This window comes from Paraburkholderia sp. BCC1876, assembly GCF_902833695.1.
GTDB lineage: Bacteria > Pseudomonadota > Gammaproteobacteria > Burkholderiales > Burkholderiaceae > Paraburkholderia.
This window is the reverse complement of the sequence record NZ_CADFGI010000004.1, coordinates 153,901-173,332: the sequence shown is the minus strand read 5'-3', so window position 1 is coordinate 173,332 and position 19,432 is coordinate 153,901. Positions and strand designations below refer to the sequence as shown.

General features: G+C 60.0%; 14 protein-coding genes, 1 tRNA gene and 3 pseudogenes. 3 read left to right on the top strand and 15 right to left on the bottom strand.

Annotated elements, in window-relative coordinates; genetic code table 11:
- Positions 1-72: 72 nt before the first annotated feature.
- Complete coding sequence (locus HWY05_RS16215; protein ID WP_176058929.1) at positions 73-972, bottom strand: c-type cytochrome; 900 nt, start codon at positions 970-972, stop codon at positions 73-75.
- 274 nt (positions 973-1,246) lie between these two features.
- On the opposite strand from HWY05_RS16215, the gene HWY05_RS16210 reads away from it, so the two are divergent.
- Positions 1,247-1,322 (top strand) — tRNA-Arg (locus tag HWY05_RS16210).
- 41 nt (positions 1,323-1,363) lie between these two features.
- Here HWY05_RS16210 and HWY05_RS16205 read toward each other — a convergent pair.
- Positions 1,364-2,280, bottom strand: a pseudogene (locus HWY05_RS16205) (site-specific integrase); the annotation flags it as partial.
- Between HWY05_RS16205 and HWY05_RS16200 the strand changes: the two are divergent.
- A pseudogene (locus HWY05_RS16200) lies at positions 2,224-3,022 on the top strand (phage portal protein); the annotation flags it as partial. The pseudogenes HWY05_RS16205 and HWY05_RS16200 sit on opposite strands and share 57 nt — an antisense overlap.
- A gap of 222 nt (positions 3,023-3,244) precedes the next feature.
- Here the strand turns inward: HWY05_RS16200 and HWY05_RS16195 are convergent.
- The 6 genes and pseudogenes from HWY05_RS16195 to HWY05_RS38325 form a co-directional block, all read right to left on the bottom strand.
- Positions 3,245-4,669, bottom strand: coding sequence for a TolC family protein (locus tag HWY05_RS16195; RefSeq protein ID WP_176059189.1), 1,425 nt, complete (start codon positions 4,667-4,669; stop codon positions 3,245-3,247).
- 8 nt (positions 4,670-4,677) lie between these two features.
- Entirely contained in the window at positions 4,678-6,846 is a 2,169-nt protein-coding gene (locus HWY05_RS16190) for a peptidase domain-containing ABC transporter (RefSeq protein ID WP_176058928.1), read from the bottom strand.
- Between the two features lie 10 nt (positions 6,847-6,856).
- Positions 6,857-8,119, bottom strand: coding sequence for an HlyD family secretion protein (locus tag HWY05_RS16185; RefSeq protein WP_176059188.1), 1,263 nt, complete (start codon positions 8,117-8,119; stop codon positions 6,857-6,859).
- Positions 8,120-8,454: 335 nt separating this feature from the next.
- Entirely contained in the window at positions 8,455-8,739 is a 285-nt protein-coding gene (locus HWY05_RS16180) for a hypothetical protein (protein WP_156126680.1), read from the bottom strand.
- Complete coding sequence (locus HWY05_RS16175) at positions 8,732-8,929, bottom strand: hypothetical protein (RefSeq protein ID WP_176058927.1); 198 nt, start codon at positions 8,927-8,929, stop codon at positions 8,732-8,734. Before HWY05_RS16175 ends, HWY05_RS16180 begins: the two co-directional genes overlap by 8 nt.
- 1,017 nt (positions 8,930-9,946) lie before the next feature.
- A pseudogene (locus HWY05_RS38325) lies at positions 9,947-10,090 on the bottom strand (site-specific integrase); the annotation flags it as partial.
- 54 nt (positions 10,091-10,144) lie between these two features.
- Here HWY05_RS38325 and HWY05_RS16170 point away from each other — a divergent pair.
- On the top strand, positions 10,145-10,360 hold the full coding sequence (locus tag HWY05_RS16170) for a hypothetical protein (RefSeq protein ID WP_176058926.1): 216 nt from the start codon (positions 10,145-10,147) through the stop codon (positions 10,358-10,360).
- An 84-nt stretch (positions 10,361-10,444) separates the two neighbouring features.
- On the opposite strand, the gene HWY05_RS16165 is transcribed toward HWY05_RS16170, so the two are convergent.
- The 7 genes from HWY05_RS16165 to HWY05_RS16135 all read right to left on the bottom strand — a co-directional run bounded on the left by HWY05_RS16165 (position 10,445) and on the right by HWY05_RS16135 (position 19,224).
- Positions 10,445-11,521, bottom strand: coding sequence for an HAD family hydrolase (locus tag HWY05_RS16165; RefSeq protein ID WP_176058925.1), 1,077 nt, complete (start codon positions 11,519-11,521; stop codon positions 10,445-10,447).
- Between the two features lie 345 nt (positions 11,522-11,866).
- Complete coding sequence (locus HWY05_RS16160) at positions 11,867-12,559, bottom strand: TylF/MycF/NovP-related O-methyltransferase (protein ID WP_244146620.1); 693 nt, start codon at positions 12,557-12,559, stop codon at positions 11,867-11,869.
- A gap of 78 nt (positions 12,560-12,637) precedes the next feature.
- Complete coding sequence (locus tag HWY05_RS16155; RefSeq protein WP_176058923.1) at positions 12,638-13,915, bottom strand: ATP-grasp domain-containing protein; 1,278 nt, start codon at positions 13,913-13,915, stop codon at positions 12,638-12,640.
- Positions 13,916-13,970: 55 nt separating this feature from the next.
- Positions 13,971-14,996: a hypothetical protein gene (locus tag HWY05_RS16150; RefSeq protein ID WP_063771791.1), complete on the bottom strand. Its 1,026-nt coding sequence runs from the start codon at positions 14,994-14,996 to the stop codon at positions 13,971-13,973.
- Positions 14,993-15,691: a WbqC family protein gene (locus tag HWY05_RS16145; protein WP_035554416.1), complete on the bottom strand. Its 699-nt coding sequence runs from the start codon at positions 15,689-15,691 to the stop codon at positions 14,993-14,995. The genes HWY05_RS16150 and HWY05_RS16145 overlap by 4 nt, the downstream gene beginning before the upstream one ends.
- A gap of 6 nt (positions 15,692-15,697) precedes the next feature.
- A complete protein-coding gene (gene vioA, locus HWY05_RS16140) occupies positions 15,698-16,840 on the bottom strand; it encodes a dTDP-4-amino-4,6-dideoxy-D-glucose aminotransferase VioA (protein WP_035554418.1) in 1,143 nt (380 codons plus the stop codon).
- Positions 16,837-19,224 (bottom strand): glycosyltransferase family 41 protein, encoded by a 2,388-nt coding sequence (locus tag HWY05_RS16135; RefSeq protein WP_176058922.1) that lies wholly within the window; start codon positions 19,222-19,224, stop codon positions 16,837-16,839. Before HWY05_RS16135 ends, vioA begins: the two co-directional genes overlap by 4 nt.
- Positions 19,225-19,432: the final 208 nt, after the last annotated feature.

The following is a 19,432-nucleotide window of genomic DNA, read 5'->3' as shown; positions in this document are numbered from 1 at the left end:
TCACGTTGCCGTGAGGCAGGGATTTTTCTTTACGCAACGACCGCCGCGAGCGCTCGATATTCGTGGAGTGGGTTACTTCACCGCGCTGACCATGTAATCGACTGCAGCCTTCACGTCCGCGTCCGAGGCGTTCGATCCGCCCTTCGGCGGCATCGCACCCTTGCCATGCAGCGCGTAGTTATAGACCGTGTCGATCGGATCTTTCAGGCGCGGCGCCCAGGCGTCCTTGTCGCCGAACTTCGGTGCGTTCAGCACGCCGGCCGCGTGGCAGGCCTGGCAGACCTGCGTGTACAAGGCTTTGCCCGCTTGCGACGCATCCGCGCTTTGGGCGCCGGCTGCCGGCGCGGCGGCTTGCGGCACGCTCGCCATGGCGGCCATGGCCGCGGCGGCTTGGGCCGCGCCTGCGTCGGAAGCGCCGGCCGGCGCGGCTGCTGCCGCTGCGCCAGAAGCCGCTGCCGGCGCACCCGCTGCCGGTTGTGCCGGTTCCGGGAAGCTCGCGCCGGAATTGTTCGCCATATAGACCACGGCGCGGGCAATTTCGAAGTCGCTGTAGTCGTCGGGGCTAGTGCCGCCGCGCGGCGGCATCGCGCCTTTACCGGCGAGCGCCGTGTGCCACAGCGTGTCGAAGCCTTGCGAAATGCGCGGAGCCCAGTCGGCGGTATTGGTGAATTTCGGCGCGCCTGCCGCACCCGACGCGTGACATGCGGAGCAAACAGCTTTGTAGACTTCTTCGCCCGTCTTGTAGACGCGCGGTGCATTGGCGTCGCGAATGTCGACCTGCGCGAACGGCTTGATGCGGGCGGTGACTTCGGCTTCGGAGAGAGAGTCGGTGCCGGCGCCGGTGCGTGTCGAATTATCGACGTACGCGACCAGCAGAACGATGATGACGATCGGAACAGCAAAGCTGGCGATAATCGCGGCAATGAGCTGTCCAGGGGTTTTGATCGGGGCTCCGTGTGGTGCTTCGCTCATGCTTGTCTCGTCTCCGTGGGTATGTGAGCGGTACAGCGTGACGGCAACTTCTTGTTCTATATCAGCCACGGACGATTATAGACGCAAGCTTTCGACGACGGCGAGGGGCGCGGCGCGGTGTTCAGCAGGCGTTTACCCGCATCGGCGAGGGCGGGCCGAGGGCGGCCGACGGGGCTATCGAGGCCGTCCGGTGGACGCTTGGGCCGAAACCGGGTATTCTCTCGGTCTCGCTTTGGCGTCGCTTCCGCTCTGGTTGCCGCGCTTTCGTGTTGAAGCGCCCGTAGCTCAATGGATAGAGTACTGCCCTCCGAAGGCAGGGGTTGCTGGTTCGATCCCAGCCGGGCGCACCAAGCTGGATAAGGCTTTGAGCGATTTCCCCCATCCTCCTTTTTCATCCGGTGTAGCTAAAGTACACCTGCCAGCCTGACATTCGCCTTTCTTTCTGCGTGTCGGGCGGCGGCAGCTGGATCACGTCTGCGACCGGCGTATGGGGTGCCACCCACTGCGCCAGGTGATCGGCCGACAGGTGCGCATAGCGTGCACCATCTCCATCGTTTCCCATCCGCCGGGTTCCTTGAGCACCTGGAGTGGCGTGCCGCGCTGGACGTGCCAGCTCGCCCACGTATGCCGCAGGTCGTGCCAGCGGAAATCCTTGATGTGCGCCCGCTTCAACGCCTTTCGCCACGCCTCCGTCGTGGTCTGGTAAACCGCCGCGCCCTTGTACACGAACACGCATTCAACGTGCTCCACCTTCCGCTTCTTCGCGAGTTGCTGACGCAGCACCGCTACCGCTGTTTCCGACAGCGGCACGGGGATCGCCTTGCGCGCCTTCGCCTGGTCCGGATGTATCCAGGCAATGCGGCGCACCAGATCGACCTGCGACCACTGTAGCCCTGTGACGTTGGCGCGACGCAGCCCGGTTTCCAGGCTGAACCGCGCCATCGCCGCAAGATGCTCGGGCAACTGTGCGAGCAGTCGGCACGCCTCGGTATGGGTGAGCCACCGGATGCGCTTTGCCGTCGATTTCTTCCGTTTCCTCATCGGGGCTTGCGCGATCCACCCGCGTTCCGCCGCATGATTCAGCACGGCGACAATGACACTGCCCACGCGACGCACCGTGCCAGCGCTGGCAGTCTTGCCCGTCGCCTTCAGGCCACTGCGTGTACGAACCATAACGGGCTCCGCACGCTTCACGCGCTCGATCGCATCGATCCTGTCGCGGTCGATGTTCGCGAGCAGTTCGCCATGTAGATGCGGATCAAGCCAGCGCAGGTGAATCTTCGTCGTTTCTATGCTGGCAATGTCTTCGCAAACACCTTCGGCGATCCCGTACCGGTGATGGATCGGGCCGAAATCCTTGATTACGTCGAAACGTGGTCAGCCGGTCAGTGGTTCGAGCCGCCTGTGTCGTGGTCGGGGCTGGCGAAGACATTCCGCGCCGGTGTGCATCACGGCTCGCCGATCTACTTCAAGCGCAATGTGTTGTCGGCTACGTTCATTCCGCACAGGCTGCTCACGCGCGAGGAATTCGACAGGTGGGCGCTCGACTTTCTCACGTTCGGCAATGCGTACCTTGAGCGGCAGGATAACCGGCTCGGCAGGCCGCTCGCGCTCAAACATGTGCCAGCCAAGTATCTGCGGCGGGCGACTGACCTACAACGTTTCTACCAGATCAACGGATGGCAGATTTCGCACGAGTTCGCGGCCGGCTCGGTGCATCACCTGATGGAGCCGGATATCAATCAGGAGGTGTACGGTCTGCCCGAATATCTCGGCGCGCTGCATGCAGCCTGGCTGAACGAGTCGGCGACGCTGTTCCGCCGGCGCTACTACGAGAACGGTTCGCATGCCGGCTTCATCCGCTACATGACAGACGCGGCGCAGAGTCAGACCGATGTCGACACGATGCGAGGCGTTGAAGAATAGCAAGGGACCGGGCAATTTCCGGAACCTGTTCATGTACGCACCGAACGGGAAGAAAGACGGCATCCAGCTCATTCCGGTGTCCGAAGTCACTGCGCGCGATGAGTTCTTCAACATCAGGAATGTGGTGCGGTTCACACCGTATTCGATCATCGGTGGCGTTGTTGCCGCACGTCAGGCGGGTGGCTAAAAATGTGGCATGTTCGACGCGGACAGAACTGGATACACCGCCGTGAATACGCCGAAGATTCGTACATCGAGCATCGCTACCGCCCCAATCGTCTGGATATGAATCCGTGCGGCAAATCATCCCTGCATGAGATTTTTGATTGCTCCCACGACGCCTGTTCTACCGCGCGGCCCACAACCCCAGATTCCCCAGGCTCTCCGCCAGTCTGAGCCGGTCAGTCGACCACTTCGAGACGGCCAGTATGCGTTGCTTGCGCGCGTCCGCAAGGGCTGTCTGTGCATTCAGCAGTTCAGTGAAGGTGCCCACGCCTGCCTTGTAGCGACCACGCGCGATTTCGAGCGAATGTTCCGCATCGGTCAGCAACGCCTTCGAGTTGTCCAGGTTTGCCGTGTCGGCATGCAGGCTCTGATAGCTCCTCCACACGTCGAGTGATACCTGCAACTCCGTGTTTTGCATATCGGCTTCCTGGGCATCCGCCTGTGCCTGTGCCTCAGCAACGCGATAGCCGGATGCGAATCCCTCAAAAAGTGGAATCGTGACCTGGATACCGATCGTGCTGCCGCGGCTGCTCGCAATGGGCAGTTGCTCCGGTTGCTGCTGGTACGATGGATTGTTTTGGGTCAGGCTGCCAACGAGTGAGATTGTCGGCCGACCCTGCGCGCGTGCCGCATCGACATTCGCGCGCGCTGCTTCCAGTTTTGCACGGGCGGCGACCAGCTTCGGCTGACTTGCCTTCGCTTCATCGATCAATCGATCGACGTCCTGTTCGAATTCAGAACTGTTCGCCGGCGGTTCCGATCCGTCGATCTGCATCGGCGTATTTGCATCGAGACCCATGGCGGCAGCAAGCGTACCCTTCGCTGTGCGCTCGTTGCCCTCTGCATTGACACGGTCAATGACGGCACGTCGATACGTTGTCTGAGCCTGCAGCTGATCGCTCAATGTGCCAGCGCCTGCGTCATGTTTCGCGCTGGTCTCGGCAACGCTTTCCTTCGCAACATTCTCCGTCTGCTGTGCGGCCTCCATGGACGCACGCGCGTCGCGCACCGCGTAAAAAGCCTGCGCCGTATTAAAGAAGACTGTTTGCAGTACATCGTCCTGCGTCGCATTCGCCGCCGCCAGTAATTCACGAGCCTGTCGTAGCGCCGCACCTCGCTTTCCGAAATCGAATAGCACCCAGTTCAGGTTGAGTACACCATACTTGCTGGACGAATTCTGCGAGGTCTTTATGTTACCGAAAGCACCCGCGTCATACGTCGTCGCCAGCGTGTCCCGCTCGATGCCCGCTGTTGCGTTGAGCGTTGGCAGGTAAGCGGCCTCATTCACCCCAACGGCGGCAGCCTGCGCACGTGCATTGGCCCATGCCTCTCGTGCCTGAGGGTTTGCGCAAACCGCCTGCTGGATCGCATCCTCCAATTCGAGTGGATGGTCAACCGGCTCCGGCAGGCATGAGGCATTGTTCAGCAGCGGCGCAGCCGGAGAACTCGCGGCGATGTGCTTTGTGCCGTATGCGTCCAGCCATTGCGCGTAAGTCGACGGTGAGCCGGTCAGGGCGAGCAGGCAAAGCGCAGCGCGGATTCGCATGGACAACGTCACCGTCCTTCTACGGGCTGGCTGGGTGCAGCAACCGCTTGCGCGAGCGCGGACGTTGGTTGATCAAATACGACCTTGCCGCCCCCTAATACGATGACACGCGAGGCTGTTGCGATCGTTTCCGGTCGGTGCGCGATGATGATTCGTGTCATCTGCAAGGTGCTCACGGCCGCATTGACCTGCTGTTCGCGTTGCACGTCCAGATGGCTCGTCGCTTCATCGAGTATCAGAATCATCGGGCGTTTATACAAGGCTCGCGCGAGCAATACGCGTTGCTTCTGGCCACCTGAAAGGACGGTTCCCATGTCACCAACAAGCGTGTTGTAGCCCATTGGCATCGCAACAACGTCGGCGTGAATCGCCGCAAGCTTTGCGCATTCAGCGACCCACAGTTGATCGGCCTGCGAGTCGAAGAAACTGATGTTGTCGGCTATCGAACCGGCAAACAGCACGTCATCCTGGAGCACTGTTCCGACGAGCGAGCGCATCCGGTCAATGCCGAGCCGTTCCAGCTCGACACCGCCGATCCGTATCGTGCCGTGTGTCGCCTCCAGAATGCCAAGCAGCACGTTGACAAGGGTTGTCTTGCCGCATCCCGAAGGGCCGACAACGGCGACCGACTCACCTGGTTCGATCCTGAAGCTCACGCCGTCCAGTATCAGCGGCTCTCCATCGGCATAGCGAAATGCCAGATTCTCGGCTTCGATACGGGCATCCAGATTTTCGGTTTCACCCGGCACATGGCGCAGGCTGGTATCCGACTCCGCCTGCGCAAAAACTATATCGGCAAGACGCTCGCCTTGCAGCTGCAGCATCTTGACCTCGAAAAACCTGTCGATCAAGCTACTGACGCGACTGTCGAACTGGCCTTTATAGGCGTTGAATGCCATGAGTACGCCGACAGTAAACTGACCGTCCATCACGAGCCGCGCCCCAAGCCAGATAACGACAAGCCCCTCGATGCCGAACAGCAGGCCGTTCAGTTGCTGATAGAGCAATTGCAGCTTCTGCACGTGAAGTCCCGCATTGATCTGCTTAACAAGGAGCGTCAACCACCCCGAGCGTCGCTCTCCTTGCCGGTTGAACAGCTTGATCGTCTTTACTCCGCGAACCGTTTCGAGGAAGCTGCTTTGCTGTTTCGCGGTATGAATGATCAGATCAGAAGATGCGTGTCTCAGCGGCCAGTACCACGCCCAGCGAAGCAACCCGTAGAGCATCATCGCGCCGAGTGCGATAAACGCCAGCGTACGGCTATAGACAAACATCATGGCCAGCGTCGCGATAGTCATGAGGCCGTCGATGATGGCGCTCAGGAACGACGATGTCAGCGTCTGCTGGATCGTATCGATCGAACCGAAGCGGGAAACGACGTCGCCCAGGTGCCGCCGTTCGAAGTACTGGACCGGCAGACTCAGCAGATGGCTAAAAACGTTGGCACGCCACTGGACATTGAACGTTGTCCCGAGGTACATCAGTGCCCACGCGCGGGCGGCACTGGTAGCCTGCTGCATCAGCAGCAGGAGACCAAACCCGAGCGCGAGCATCGTCAGGAGGTCACGGTCGGCGCTGACGATGACCTCATCAATGACCCATTGCAGGAAGAACGGCGAGGCCAGCGTGAAAATCTCTAGCGCCAGCGCCAGCGCCAGGATTTGCGTCAGCGAACGCGACAGCCCCGACACGGGGCCGATCAACGTGCGCAGTTTGACGGTGGGTGCAGCTTCACGCGGCTTGAAGTCGGCTGTCGGCCAGAGTTCGAGAGCGACACCGGTGAAGGAACGGGATACCTCCTGAAAACTGAGCTTACGTATGCCCTGAGCAGGATCGTAAATCGTGACACTTCGCCCTGAGACCTCCCGAAGCACAACAAAGTGATTGAAATTCCAGTGCAGGATGCATGGCAGGCGTAGCTGACCCAGATTGTCGAGATCGAGCTTGAGCGCACGCGTACCGAGATTCAGCCGTTGCGCTATCTCGATCACGCGCCCCAAGCCCGCGCCCTTGAGCGACACCGGGAATTGGCTGCGCATCGCCGCGAGGTCCACGTGGTGGCCATGAAAACCTGTGATCATCGCGAGACACGCAAGGCCACATTCCGCTGCCTGGGTTTGAAGGATCATCGGCAGTTTCCTGCCGACACCAAATGAGAGACGATCCAGGATGGACATGAGCGGGGGGTCAGAGTTTGCCGGTCAGGCTGTAAAGCGGTTCAAGCACCCACTCATACAGGCGGCGGCGTTCCTGCAATATGTCGGCCTGCAATGCCATCCCTGCCTGTAGTGCCTGCGGCTTGCCGTAGGCGGTCACGGTTTGCGATTTGAGTGCGACCGTGATCCGGTAGAACGTGCCATTGGGGTCGGCGGGACCACCGCTCGTCATGAGTTCCGCGCTGGACAGCGCAGTGCGCGCGATCGATACGACGGTGGCCGCGTATTGCCCGAACTTCTGATACGGGTACGCCTGGTAGCGGATCAGCACCGGATCGCCGACGTGAACGAAGCCCACTGCGGCACTCTGCACGAACAGGTATGCCTGCCAGTGTGCGCCATCGGGAACGATGCTCGCGAGCGGGTGGGTCGTATCGACCATCTGCCCCGGTTCAGCGATCACGGCAGTCGCAGTGCCGGTTTCGGATGCGGTGATCGCGAGTTCGCGCCTGGCCTCGCTCTCGATCAGGCTCTGATCGACTTCCATCACGCTGCGGCTGATCTGTGACACCTGGTTCTGCTGTTTGAGCGTGAGTCCGGCAAGTTCGTTGGTGGCTTCCTTCAGCGACTGTGCCGTGCTGGTGCGGTCCCCCAGCAGGGCATTGAGCTTCGATTGCTGGTCAAGCAGATCGGCCTCGCGCTGTTGGGCCTGGTCCGTCGAAATGTAGTCCTTTGCGAGCAAACCCGCATAGCGCGAGGCTGCATCAGCGGCAAGCGACGCACGCGTGCGCTGCGCCGTGATCTGGTTGTCGATGCCGGCGAGTTCTGCACGCAGGCTCGCGATCTTCGCCTGCAACGTGTCACGCTCGTCGCTTTGCAACTGCCGGATCTTGCTGATTTCCTGCTGCAACGATGCCTTGCGCTGGCGGGCCTGATCGATGAGCGCGGCCTGCGTCTGGCCCTCGACCGCGCTTTGCACGTCATCCGACACGGTGTACAGCACCTGCCCGCGTGTCACTCGCTGGCCCTCGGTCACGCGTCTGTTCAATACGATGCCGCCCTGCTGCGCGTAGATTTTGACAAGACCAGCATCGGGCGTCAGCACGCCTTCCACAGTTGTGCGTCGCGTGTAGGTGCCGAAGGCGAACAGCAGAATTACGGCGAATGCCATGCAGGCGCTGAAGGCCGTCAGGAATGAAAAAGACAGCGGCTGAACCAGGATTACTTCCCCGAGTAGCTGTGTTCCCTGCGCGTTTTGCGCTTCGCGCCGGAACAAATTATTTTTGGAATTAATTTTTATAAAAATGAAACTGAAGGATATTAGCTTTCTGAAATATTCCCTTGGAATAGGCTGGGCGTTGTCAGAAATCGTTTAAGTGTGTCTGGAGCGTGTTAGGCACACTTATCCGACACTCCGAAAATAGCTTGGGCCGAACAATCGGCCGCGTGTTCCGAGTGAAAGCGATCCTGAGGTATACAAACCGGGAATAACTCAAAGCGCTCCCGAAACTGGATATTTGGCCGCGAAACGATTTAGCAAACCTTTGCGTGGCCTAGCTAAAGAGCTGACCTGTCAAAGTCAAGAAAGAACGAAAAACAGGCCCGCTTGATGACAACCTTGGCGCTCGCCTAGCCGCCGCCGCCAATTTTCTTCATCCCGCCTACCACGCCACCGGTAATCATTCCGCCGATGCCTGAGTGCGCCCAATTGAGGCCCGAATACGCACCGGTTAGCGCGCCAGTAATGCCGCCGTAAAACGCGCCTGACGCGATGGCGTACACGATGCCGCTCACGCCACCAGCATCCTGATTCGGCTGGTCCTGCTGCTCCATTCCTCCTGATACCACTGCAATTTCGCTGGCCGTCAATTCGTGAATCGAGGGACAAAAACCAATATTTACATGATCAATCATCACCTTTCTTCCTTCCATTTTTGAAGTTAAAGAAAACCTCAGCTAACAGGACAGCTGAGGCGCCAACGAGAAAATCTTTCCATACAGAGCCATTTAAAATTTCAATTTTTCCGAGGATGACGGCCATTGCGATCCCAATCAGAAAAATAAGTACGCATTTTGCCAAAATATCCGTAATGGATGTTTTCATGAAAAGTCCGTGTATCACAGCGACAGAATCTTAGATTCTTAACATTTACCTCGTAAGTATGTCTAGTAAACGTATTTGAACGCTGTTAATTTCTCGGCGTTGCCTCACGCTAAGGTAGTTGATGAAGTGCGCCATCGTCCTGAGCAAACTCGAGGAGACGACCTTGATGCATTTATGTTTCAAGCGCATCAATATTCAACACACTTTATACGCAGTCACAGTTTGAAACAAGATGTAACGAATACAGTCAAAATAGTTGGGAGATTGAAATTATTTTCATCTATGCCCGTATTAATTGTGTAATGGTTGTGAAAATAGAGATATGCACATAGCATTGCAAAAACCAAACCCGATCGTCGCGGATGTGTATAACAATCAGCAGGTTATTGGCATCTCAAATTTACCCTCCAAAATACTTTCTATTTGTAATTTTTTAAAAATATCTTGCATTTAGCTTTTTATTCTAATTTTGCCCTTGACGCAGGATTGTTACCATTACCAGCGATGGGCTTGATTGCATCGATGCTAGGAGGATCAGTGAGATACGTATCTTTGCGAAGTGTGTCGTGCGGTAGGGAGCAACGGACAATCGATGCCTACATCGCCTGAAGCTCTAAAACTCAGTCCCCTCCGCGCCTGCGGGCTTCTCTTGTGGGGCGGGTTTTCATGTAGCGGGCCATCTAGGCGGGAAACCCGCACGGGGTGGGTTTGCCAGCGTTTGACGACATCAGAAAGCGTTGCAGTTGATGCAAGATGACGCACTTTGATGCGCGTGTAGAGTCACAGGCAGGCGTAGCTAAAGTACACCTTGAACAGCACTGAGTGATCTTGATTAGCCTTGGTTTTGCAATTTGCAATTTGCAATTTGCAATTTGCGTGAGGCATTGATTCGGCAAGGAATTTGTTGCGTAGATAAAACTGCCGAAAGCAGGGGTTGCTGGTTCGACCCCAGCCGGGCGCACCAATAGCCGTAAGGCTTCCAGCGGTTTTTCCGTCTCTCCGTCTCCGTCGCTGCAGCTAGATTGCAGCTAGCATCGATTCGGACGGTGCCGTCAGCGGCGCCACCCAGCGCGCCAGATGATCGGCCGACAAGTCGGCATACCGTCGCACCATTTCCAGCGTTTTCCATCCGCCCAGCTCCTTGAGTACCTGTGGGGGTGTCGCGTATCACCGACTGCCTTTCTCGCCTTCAAGCTGCAGAAACTGGACGCTCAGGTGAGTTACGGATACGTGCTGCTGCAGAGAAAGTACTCGAAGGAAATCTCGTACCAGGATCCGGGGAGAATCGGTCAGATCGATTGGGTACTCAATGTCCGCAACAAATGCACGACGGCGGATTGGCTGTCGAAAGCCGATTCGTTGCGCATCAACTATATAAAGACGAAGGTGTCCGACAGCTACCCGTCTTATCCGGAAGAAGAGAACGACTGAAGCGGACTTCTTCGAAGGAACTGACGGAAACAGACTGGCCGCCGCCCAGGGCGGCCTTTGTCACATTCTCGATCAGTTCACTTTTCAATTCACCGGTGCCGCACCCGCCGCCGCCGCAACTCCACTCGCCGCCCCATCCGCCTTAAAAACCGTCTTCCAGTCACCCTTCATATCCACAACCAGCCAGCCCTTCGTCCCGGCTTCGTCCAGACCCTTATCGAGTTTGCCGCTCTTCGATGTGCGGTCGTACGCATACTCCCGCTCCGCATCCGTGTGATGCACAAGCGCAGCAAGCCGCGGCCCATCGCCGGCCGAAGTCCATTCCAGCATCGGCACGTCGCCATCCGAGTTGCCGAATGCAATCACCGGACGCCGGCCGATTACGCGATCAATCGCAAGCGGCTTGGCCGAACCGTCGACCAGACTGTCGACCTGCGCGAGACGGGTCAGCGAGACCGCGCCGTTGGTCTGCGTATAGCGGTATTTAACGGTGCTACCAATAACCTGCTCCGGCGGAATGCCATACACGCGCTGCGCCAGATCCCGCACGAACTCGACGTCGCTGCCGGTCACCAGATAAGTCTTAAAGCCGTTGGCGCGCAGATAGGCGAGCAATTCGAGCATGGGCTGATACGCAAGATCCGCATACAGCCGGTTAAAGCGCGGATCGCTCGCGGAATCGAACCATTCGTGCACGAGCGCGGCGAACTGGTCGCTGGTCATGCCGGCGTGGGCCGCCGCGAGGACGCGCATCGACCCGGTGTCGCCGCTCGCGGCTATGCTTTTCAGATTGCCTCTAAGAATCGAGCGAAACGGTTCCTGGCGCTTCCATTCCGGATGCTTGCCGGCCACCGTCTTCACGCGTTGCAGCGCGAACACCAGTTGCACCGACGCCGGTTGTTCGGGCCACAGGGTGCCGTCGTTATCGAACACGGCGATACGGTCTGCGCGCGGGATGAAGTCCTTGGACTCGGGCGTCGTCACCAGTTGGACGAAATCGACGATCGAGCGCTTGGCCGTGGTGTCGTTCCATGACGCCAGCGACGCCGCCGTCGATGCGCCGGTCGGCGCTTCGCTCACGTCATGACGTGGCGTGACGGAGCAGGCTGAAAGGACTACGACGGCGAAGGCAATGCAGTATCGGTGCATCGTGCGAATCATGAAAGCCTCATCGAAAGCGATGATCGAACTTTAAGCGAGCGCCAGTCTAATCGTGTGCGTCGCTTATTGCAGCTTTTATGTTTTTTCGACGAAGCGGTTCGAGTCCGACCGGCGTCCAATAAAAAATGCCGGTTAAGAACTTGATCAGCGCGGGAAACCGGGCCGGGAGGGAGGCATTGAAAATGCGGAATGGATCGACACAAGGCGAAGCACGTCGTTGTGACGACCGCTTTATAGACTGCCCGAGGCTTCTTACAACCAGGCAGGACACGAGCCACATTGCGCTCGCGCTATTGAAAACGGGTAATGCGATCTGCACCCGCAGATCGCATTACCCGCCGGAACTCAGACCGCCGCTGCCTGTTTGATAAGCAACGCATGCCCATTCAGGTTATGAACGAACAGGCCGTTGTGCACGCTGGCCACAATCTCATTGATTGCCTGATTGGCGCCTTCGCAGCCGAATATCGCGTAGTCGTCGAATACCACCACGCCGTTCGTCTGCACGTTCGGCCAGATCGATTCGAAAGACTGTTTCACGGATTGGTAGGTGTCGACGTCGATGTGCGCGATGCAGACTTTCGCGGGCAGCGCGGCCAATGTGTCGTCCGGGAAAATGCCGCGATGAATATGGGCCTTGGCGCCGACTGCCGCGAAAAGATCGGTGACGATCCGTTCGTCGGTATCGGCGTGCTCGCCGCCGGAATAAAACGTGTCGAACCGGGCGTCCTGCTTGGCGACGCCGGTGAAGGTATCGAACAGGTGCGCCGCCTTCTCGGGCAACGCGCGCGCCATCAACGCCGCGGTGCCGCCACGCCAGACGCCGATTTCCACGATGTCGCCCGCCACGTTGCGGCACTGTTGAGCCAGTCGATAAAGCTCGTAGCAACGATAGATATCGACCATCGTGCAGGCTTTGGCGATTTCATAAACCGTTTTGAATCCTTCGTCGTCCAGCCAGGGCGAATAGGTCGCGAATGGAATGATCTGTGAATGGCTGCAGCCCGCTTTGAGCGACTCGAAGCGGGTTTGTCTCATCCGATTGAGAAGGTCCTGTCGCTCGGTGCGTAGTACGCGCAGGAAATCCGGTGATGTCTTCTCCACGACTGTAACTCCCTAGGTAATGAGAAATTCGATCATGTCCACGTCCAGAACCGGAATTGCGTGCCGTCTTGCGACGTCCATTCGTTCTGGAAAATGGTTGTCGATAAAAATCGAAGTGGGTGTGATGTGATCGGCCTTCGACTCGTCCTCGCCGAGCACGATGATCCGGTCGAACAGACCCGCATCGATGCGCGCCTTGGCCAGCGTTTGCGCGACGTCGAAGCGGTGTCGGGTAATCAGATGGATCTTCTTGCCCGAGGCCACCGATTGGTAAAGAAACGCGATGGTCTGCGGCACGGCGAATCCGTCGAGAATCAGCGTGTCGTCGAGATCGACGCATACGGTGTCGTAGTCGAAGTCCAGCAACGCACGGGTCGCGATGCTGCGCTCGATCAACCTGACCTGCGAGTTGTCGAGCGTCGTCAGGTCGCGCCCCATGAAGTCCTGCACCGCCATCAGCGGCAGGTTGATGCCGCGGGCGCGCTGCGCCACCATGGTTCCCGCGACCCGGCATGAAATTTCGAGCAGTTTCCACTTGCCGTTGCGGTCGGCTTTGAGCTGGAAAAACCACGGGCCGCGCAGAGTCAGCCGTTCGTTGATGGTGCGGGCAATGGCGTCGATTTCCGGGCTCGGCGGCAACAACCGCGAGCGCATCGTAATCCCCGCCCTGACACGCTCGCGCGTTCGCGGGCCGGTCCAGAGCAGCCGACGCTTCCGGTCGGTGAAACAGTCGACGGTGATTTCCTCGCCGGGCAGATATTCAACGAGGATCGGTTCCGCCGTATTGCGCAGCACGTCGCGCGCGTGCTCTTCAGTGCGAACCAGCGTGACGCCCTGGCCGCCTTGTCCGAGATCCGGCTTGACGATGGCGGGCCACGCGGTGACTTCTTCCACGCTGCGAAAAACCGCCGGCACCCACGCGGTGTCCGAGAACAGCTCGTAGGTCGCGCTCTTTCTACGGGCGACGGTGGCGGCATGTCGATCGCCGTTGACCAGGAAAACACCCATGTCTGCGGCGTGCTTCGACAGGTAATCGAGCACGGTGTCGTGCGTGGCGAACACCATGTCGATTTCGCACGCTGCCAGCAAGGCGGCGAATTCAGCGTCGAAATTGTCGTCGGTAATTTTGGGCAGGCCGCCCACGTATCGTGCGAAGCGAAACTGTCCAAAGTCGTCCACGCTGGAGGCGCCGATCAGTTCAACGTGCAGCGAGTAGCGCAGTGCCTGATGGATCTCGCCGGCGTTCTCCGAGCCACAGGGAAACACCAGCACTTTCACTTTCTTCGTCATGTCTTCAACATCCAATGGATATACCTGCAATGCACAGGTACGTCGGCGCACGCTTTCACGCGTGTGCGGGCCGGGTCCGTTCGCCTGGCGAGTCGCGCTCCGCCAGCTTCGCGGCCAGAAACCCGGCCATCTGTTCGATCTGATCGGGAGCGAGACGCTGATCGCACGGTATGAACAGCGTGCGCTTCGCCAACTCGCGCTCGAGGGGCGGCGCGCTGTCGTTTGTGGCGACTTCCGGCCAGTAGCCCGGCGTGTAGATGCGTTCGCCGAATAGCGTTTCGCGCAACCCGTCGGGCGCGCGGAACAACGGATAGCACAGCGGCACAGAGTCCGGATGACGCGCCAGCGCGGACGGGTTGTACGCGCGCAACCGGCTGTGCAGCAGGTCATAGTTGGCGCGGCGCCGGCGCTGCACCGATTCATAGTCGATGCCGCTCAGCATGTGCCGCGTGAGCGCCGACATGCGTTGCGGTTCCTGCCCGCTCAAGCTCTGTTCCGCTGCGGCGTAATCCGCGTAGCCGGTTTCGGCGTCGAAGGCGAGGCGCTTCAGAAGGTGCGCACTGCGATCCAGCGATCCCGTATCGATCTGCGTGGGCTCGCTGAGCGCGGCGCGCCCGATCAGATAACCCCCATCCGGCACACCGACGAATTTTCGCGGCGAGTACAGGTTGGCGAGACAGTCGCGCGGCATGGCGAACAAGGCTTGCGCGTTGTCGATCAGCACCCGTTCGGGGGGGAAGCGGCGCAGCACATCGTCCACCTGCGAATCGCAGAGTCCGAAGTAATTCACATAGAGCAGCCACTCGTCGGCGGCGACGTCCGCGGCTTGCACGTAAAAATCGCGGTCGATCGAATAGCGCTTGATCGCGACGCCGGCGGCATGCAGCGGCTCGATCGCGCTGTCGCAGATATACCAGGGCAGCCACACCGCGGCGGGGCGCTGCACTTGCAGCAAAGCAAGCAAGGCCGCACGCGATGATTGATAGCGCAACGCGTCCGCGTGTAATTCGGCCCCGTCATAGCGCAGCTCGAACTGCAGATACCCGCCGATCGCCGGGCGGTCCTCCGCCTGGCCGCTCATGCGGCCTCCCGCGCGCACAGCATGTCCTTGACCTGAGACGGGCCGTTGAACATCAGCACGTCGAGAATGGACAGCGCGGGAATGAACGGTGTGCCGCCCTGCGGATAGCTTCGCAAGTCCGGCTCGATGAACGCCAGTTCGATGCCGGCCGCCGTGAACGTGTCCGCACTGTAGAGCGCACGGCCGCCGGGCAGATTCACATAGGCGGTCGCGTGTTCGGCGCGGCAAATGTCGAGCACGCGCTCTACGCTTTTCAGTTGTGCGTTCGCGTAAATCGTCGACGACGGCACGAACTCCGTACGGATACCCACGTAGTCGCAGATGGCCGTGACACTGCGCGCCGCCAGCTCGCCGATATCGTGTGCCGGCGCCGACAGGATTCGCACAATCAGGTCGCTGACCGGCGCGTAGTAGGGCGCTCTCGCGTACGCGTGGCGAACCTGTTCGAGCGTCTTGCGCAGCCAGACGCCCGGCGGTTGCACCGCCACCTCGTTGATTTTCAGGCTCGGACTCGCGCCGGAAAGCGGCACGGTCAGATAGCGGATCTCGTCGCCGAGCGCAATCCGGTTACGGTTGATCCAACCGTTCTTGATGAAATTCACGTCGTCGTAGAAGACGAATCGATCGCTGGCCGCCGCGAGCTGAAAATACCCTATGTACGGAAACAGATAGGGCTGCATGATCGCGAGCTTCATGCTTTGTCAGCCGGCGATCAGACCGACGATCCGTTCGAGCATGTCGTCCGTCAGGCCCGGGAAAATCGGCAGACACAGCACTTGCTGCGAGACCCCGTGCGCGACCGGCAGGTTTTCACGACGCGCCGACGGTAGTCCACGATAGATCGGGAATTCCGAAATCAGGGGATAGAAATATCGCCGTGCGTAGATCTCGTGGTCGCGCATCTTCTGATACAGCGCGTCGCGGCTGATCGGATAGTCGGGTTCGACGAGGATCGGGAAGTAGGAGTGGTTCGCGACCTTTTCGCCGGTCTTCGGCAGGCAGCGAATGCCCGGAATGTCGCGCAGCCGTTCGCGGTAGAGCGCGTCGATCTGCGCGCGGCGCGCCAGCGCCTCGTCGATATGCTTGAGTTGCAGCAAGCCGAACGCCGCGTTGATCTCGCTCATCTTGCCGTTGATGCCCGAGGCCACCACCGTCACTTCATCCACGAAACCGAAGTTCTTCAGATGATCGATGCGCTGTTTGGTCTTCGCGTCCTGACAGATGATCGCGCCGCCTTCGAACGTGTTGAAGACTTTGGTGGCGTGAAAACTGAGCACCGCGAGGTCGCCATGTTGCAACACGCTGCCGCTATCGGTTTGCACGCCGAATGCGTGGGCCGCGTCGTAGATCACCTTCAGGTTGTAGTTGTCGGCGATTTTCTGGATGGCGTCGACATTGCAGGGCTTGCCGTAGCAATGCACGGGCATGATCGCGGTGGTTTGCGGCGTGATGGCCGCCTCGATCTTGGCCGGGTCGAGATTCAGCGTATCCGGATCGATGTCGACGAACACCGGCTTGATGCCGTTCCACACCAGCGAGTGGGCGGTGGCGACGAACGAATAGGGCGTCGTGATCACTTCACCGGTCACGCGCAGCGCCTGCAACGCGGTGAGCAGCGCGAGCGTGCCGTTGGTAAAGAGCGCGAGATGCTTCACGCCGAGATACTCGCAAAGCGCCGCTTCGAACTGCTGGTGAAACGGACCGCCGTTGGTCAATATCTTGCTGTCCCAGATCTGCTGCAGATAGGGAATGAATTCGTCGAGCGGCGCGAGGTGCGGCTGCGTGACATAAATACGCTCGTCGATTGGCTGCTCGAACGCCTTCAGCGGCAAGGCTGCATTCATTTCGATTCCCCTGTCTGCGACGGCGCGGAAGTCTCGACGGCGACGCCGTCCAGTTCCTGCGCGAGTACTTCGAACGCGGCGGCGGGTTCGCCGGCGCACCAGCGTTCCCACATGGTCCGCACGGCGCGCGAGACGCCGGCCGCGACCACATTGGTGTGAAACGCGGGCGACGCCAGGCAGCGCGCGCGCAAACCGTTGCGGATGGCCGCCAGCGCGGGAATGTCCGCAGCCAGCGCGATGCCCTTTGTGACGAATTCGGCTTTGTCGGCGGCCACGAACTGTTCGAGCCCGACTTGCGACAGCCAGCCCATTGCCGCGCGGGCCGGCAGCGTATTGCCGGCGATGGTGAGCGTCGGCACGCCCATCCACAGCGAGTTCAGCACCGTGGTGGAACCCGTGTAGGGGTACGTATCCAGGCAGATGTCGACGTGGAAATGCTGCTGCAGGTAGACCGGGATGCTCGAACGCGGCTGGAAGGTCAGCCGATCGCTCGTAATGCCTTCGCTCGCGAACCAGCCGGTCAGGAGTTGGCGGTCCTCGTCGGTCGAGCTGGCGCCCAGTTGCATGCGTGAAGACGGCACGGCATGCAGCAATTCAGCCCACAGCGCGATCACGTCGCGGCGCAGTTTATTGAGCCGGTTGAAGCTGCCGAAGGTGATATAGCCCTGGTGCATGGCGGGCAGCAGATTGACCGGCGGCGCGCTTTCTTCCGGCAGGAAAGCGGCGCTGGCGGGAATCTGCACGACTTTTTCGGAGAACTGGCGCTCCATCGGACCGAACGGCAAAGCGAACCGGTCCGCGAGGTAATAGTCCATGGCGCTCAGGCCGGTGGTCGCCGGGTAGCCCATCCAGCTCACCTGAATCGGCGCGGGCTTGCGCGCGAACGTCAGGAGCCGGTTACGGCCCGTATGGCCGGACAGATCGAACAGAACGTCGATACGTTCGTCGCGGATCTTGTTGGCGAGCTGAACGTCCGGCATGCCGGTGACCTGATGCCATTCGGCCGCGCACTGACGCATCTTGCGCGTGTAATCGTCTTCGAGGATGTGGTTGCTGTACACATGCAGAGACAGCGTCGGATCCTGGGCCAAATGCTCCATGATCGGCAGCAGGTAGGACGCTACCGCGTGGCGGAACAGATCGCCCGACACGAGGCCGATCTTCAGCTTGCGCTCCGGCGCCCGCTTGTTCACGTGACGCGGCCATTGCGACAGCACCGGCGCTTCGTGACGTTGCGCGAACTTGAGATGCTCCGCGAACAGCACGTCCGGATCGATGTCCGGATTGTGATTGAGCGCGAACAGATAGTTGTCGCCCGCGATCGCGTCCTTCGGGTCTTTCTCCAACGCCATACGGAAGCTTTCCTCGGCGTCGCCCACCAGCCCGAGATCGAGCTGCAACACACCGAGCGTGCTGCGCGCGGTGGAGCTGTCCGGCGCCAGTTCGATGGCGCGCCGTGCCGCGGCGAGGCCCTCGGCCACACGGCCCTGATGCACCAGCGACATGCCGAAGATACGCTGTGCTTCGGCATATCCCGGGTTGATCGCGAGAATCGCGCGACAGACGGTTTCGCAGTCTTTGTGCAGGCCTTTCAGGCGCAGCGTGTCCGCCAGGACGGTGCGGCTTTCGAGTTCTTCCGGGATCAGTTCTTCCGCTTTCCTCAGCGGTTCGAGTGCTTCGTCGTAGCGGCCCAGACGGTGCAGCGCGATGCCGAGCCAGCGCCACGCTATGCCGTCAGCCGGAAAACGCTGGGTCAGCGAGCGGGCCAGTTTGAGCGCCTCGGCGATCTGGCCGCGGTTGTACAACGAGGTGTACCGGTTGGTTTCCTGCTGGCTGACGCGCCGGCCCGAGGCAATCGTGGACTTGACCGGCGCGGCGGCCGGCTTGCCGGTGTCGCCTTGCGTGTCGGCCACAGCGTCGGTGTCCAGTGCGGGGCTCGGCTCGTTCACGGCATACGTGGGAATCACCGAGCCCGGGCTTGCCAGCCGCACGATCAGGCCATCCACGGCAGGGCCCTTCAAGCCTTGTTTCTGCCCCATCTCCAGTGCGAGCCACGCGGCGGCGGATTCGCCGGCGTCGATCAACGCGCCGATATAAGCCGTCCAGTATTGGCCGTTGTGCGGTTGCTGACCCAGCGCCAACTCGAGGTGGCTCAAGGCGTCTTTGGGGCGGCTGGTTTGCACCAGCAGCACGCCCAGATCGTAAAGCGCATCCGCGTGAAGCGGCTTCGCGTCGAGGATCGCCCGATAGAGCGCTTCGGCGTCGTCGAATTCGGCCTTGTGATGGTGCTCGAGCGCTGTCTGCAAGACGAGCGCGATGTCTTGCTCGAGTTGCTGGTCGGGCGTCAAGGGTTCGGCGGTCGGCTGCTCGTACAGGTGCGTCATGGTCTCAGCGCGGAATGGTCTATGAAGGAAATTGTGCGACGGGGACGGGGTTTCCGATGCGCGGAGATGACGGTAAAAACGCCGCCTGTTTAGCGTATGGACGGGCGGGCGCGGGCGCCGGATACAAGAAAAAAGCCCGCACAAGGCGGGCTGAGGGAACGAGCGCGTCTCACTTCGACGCGTAGTTCTTATTGTCGGGTTGTAGGCG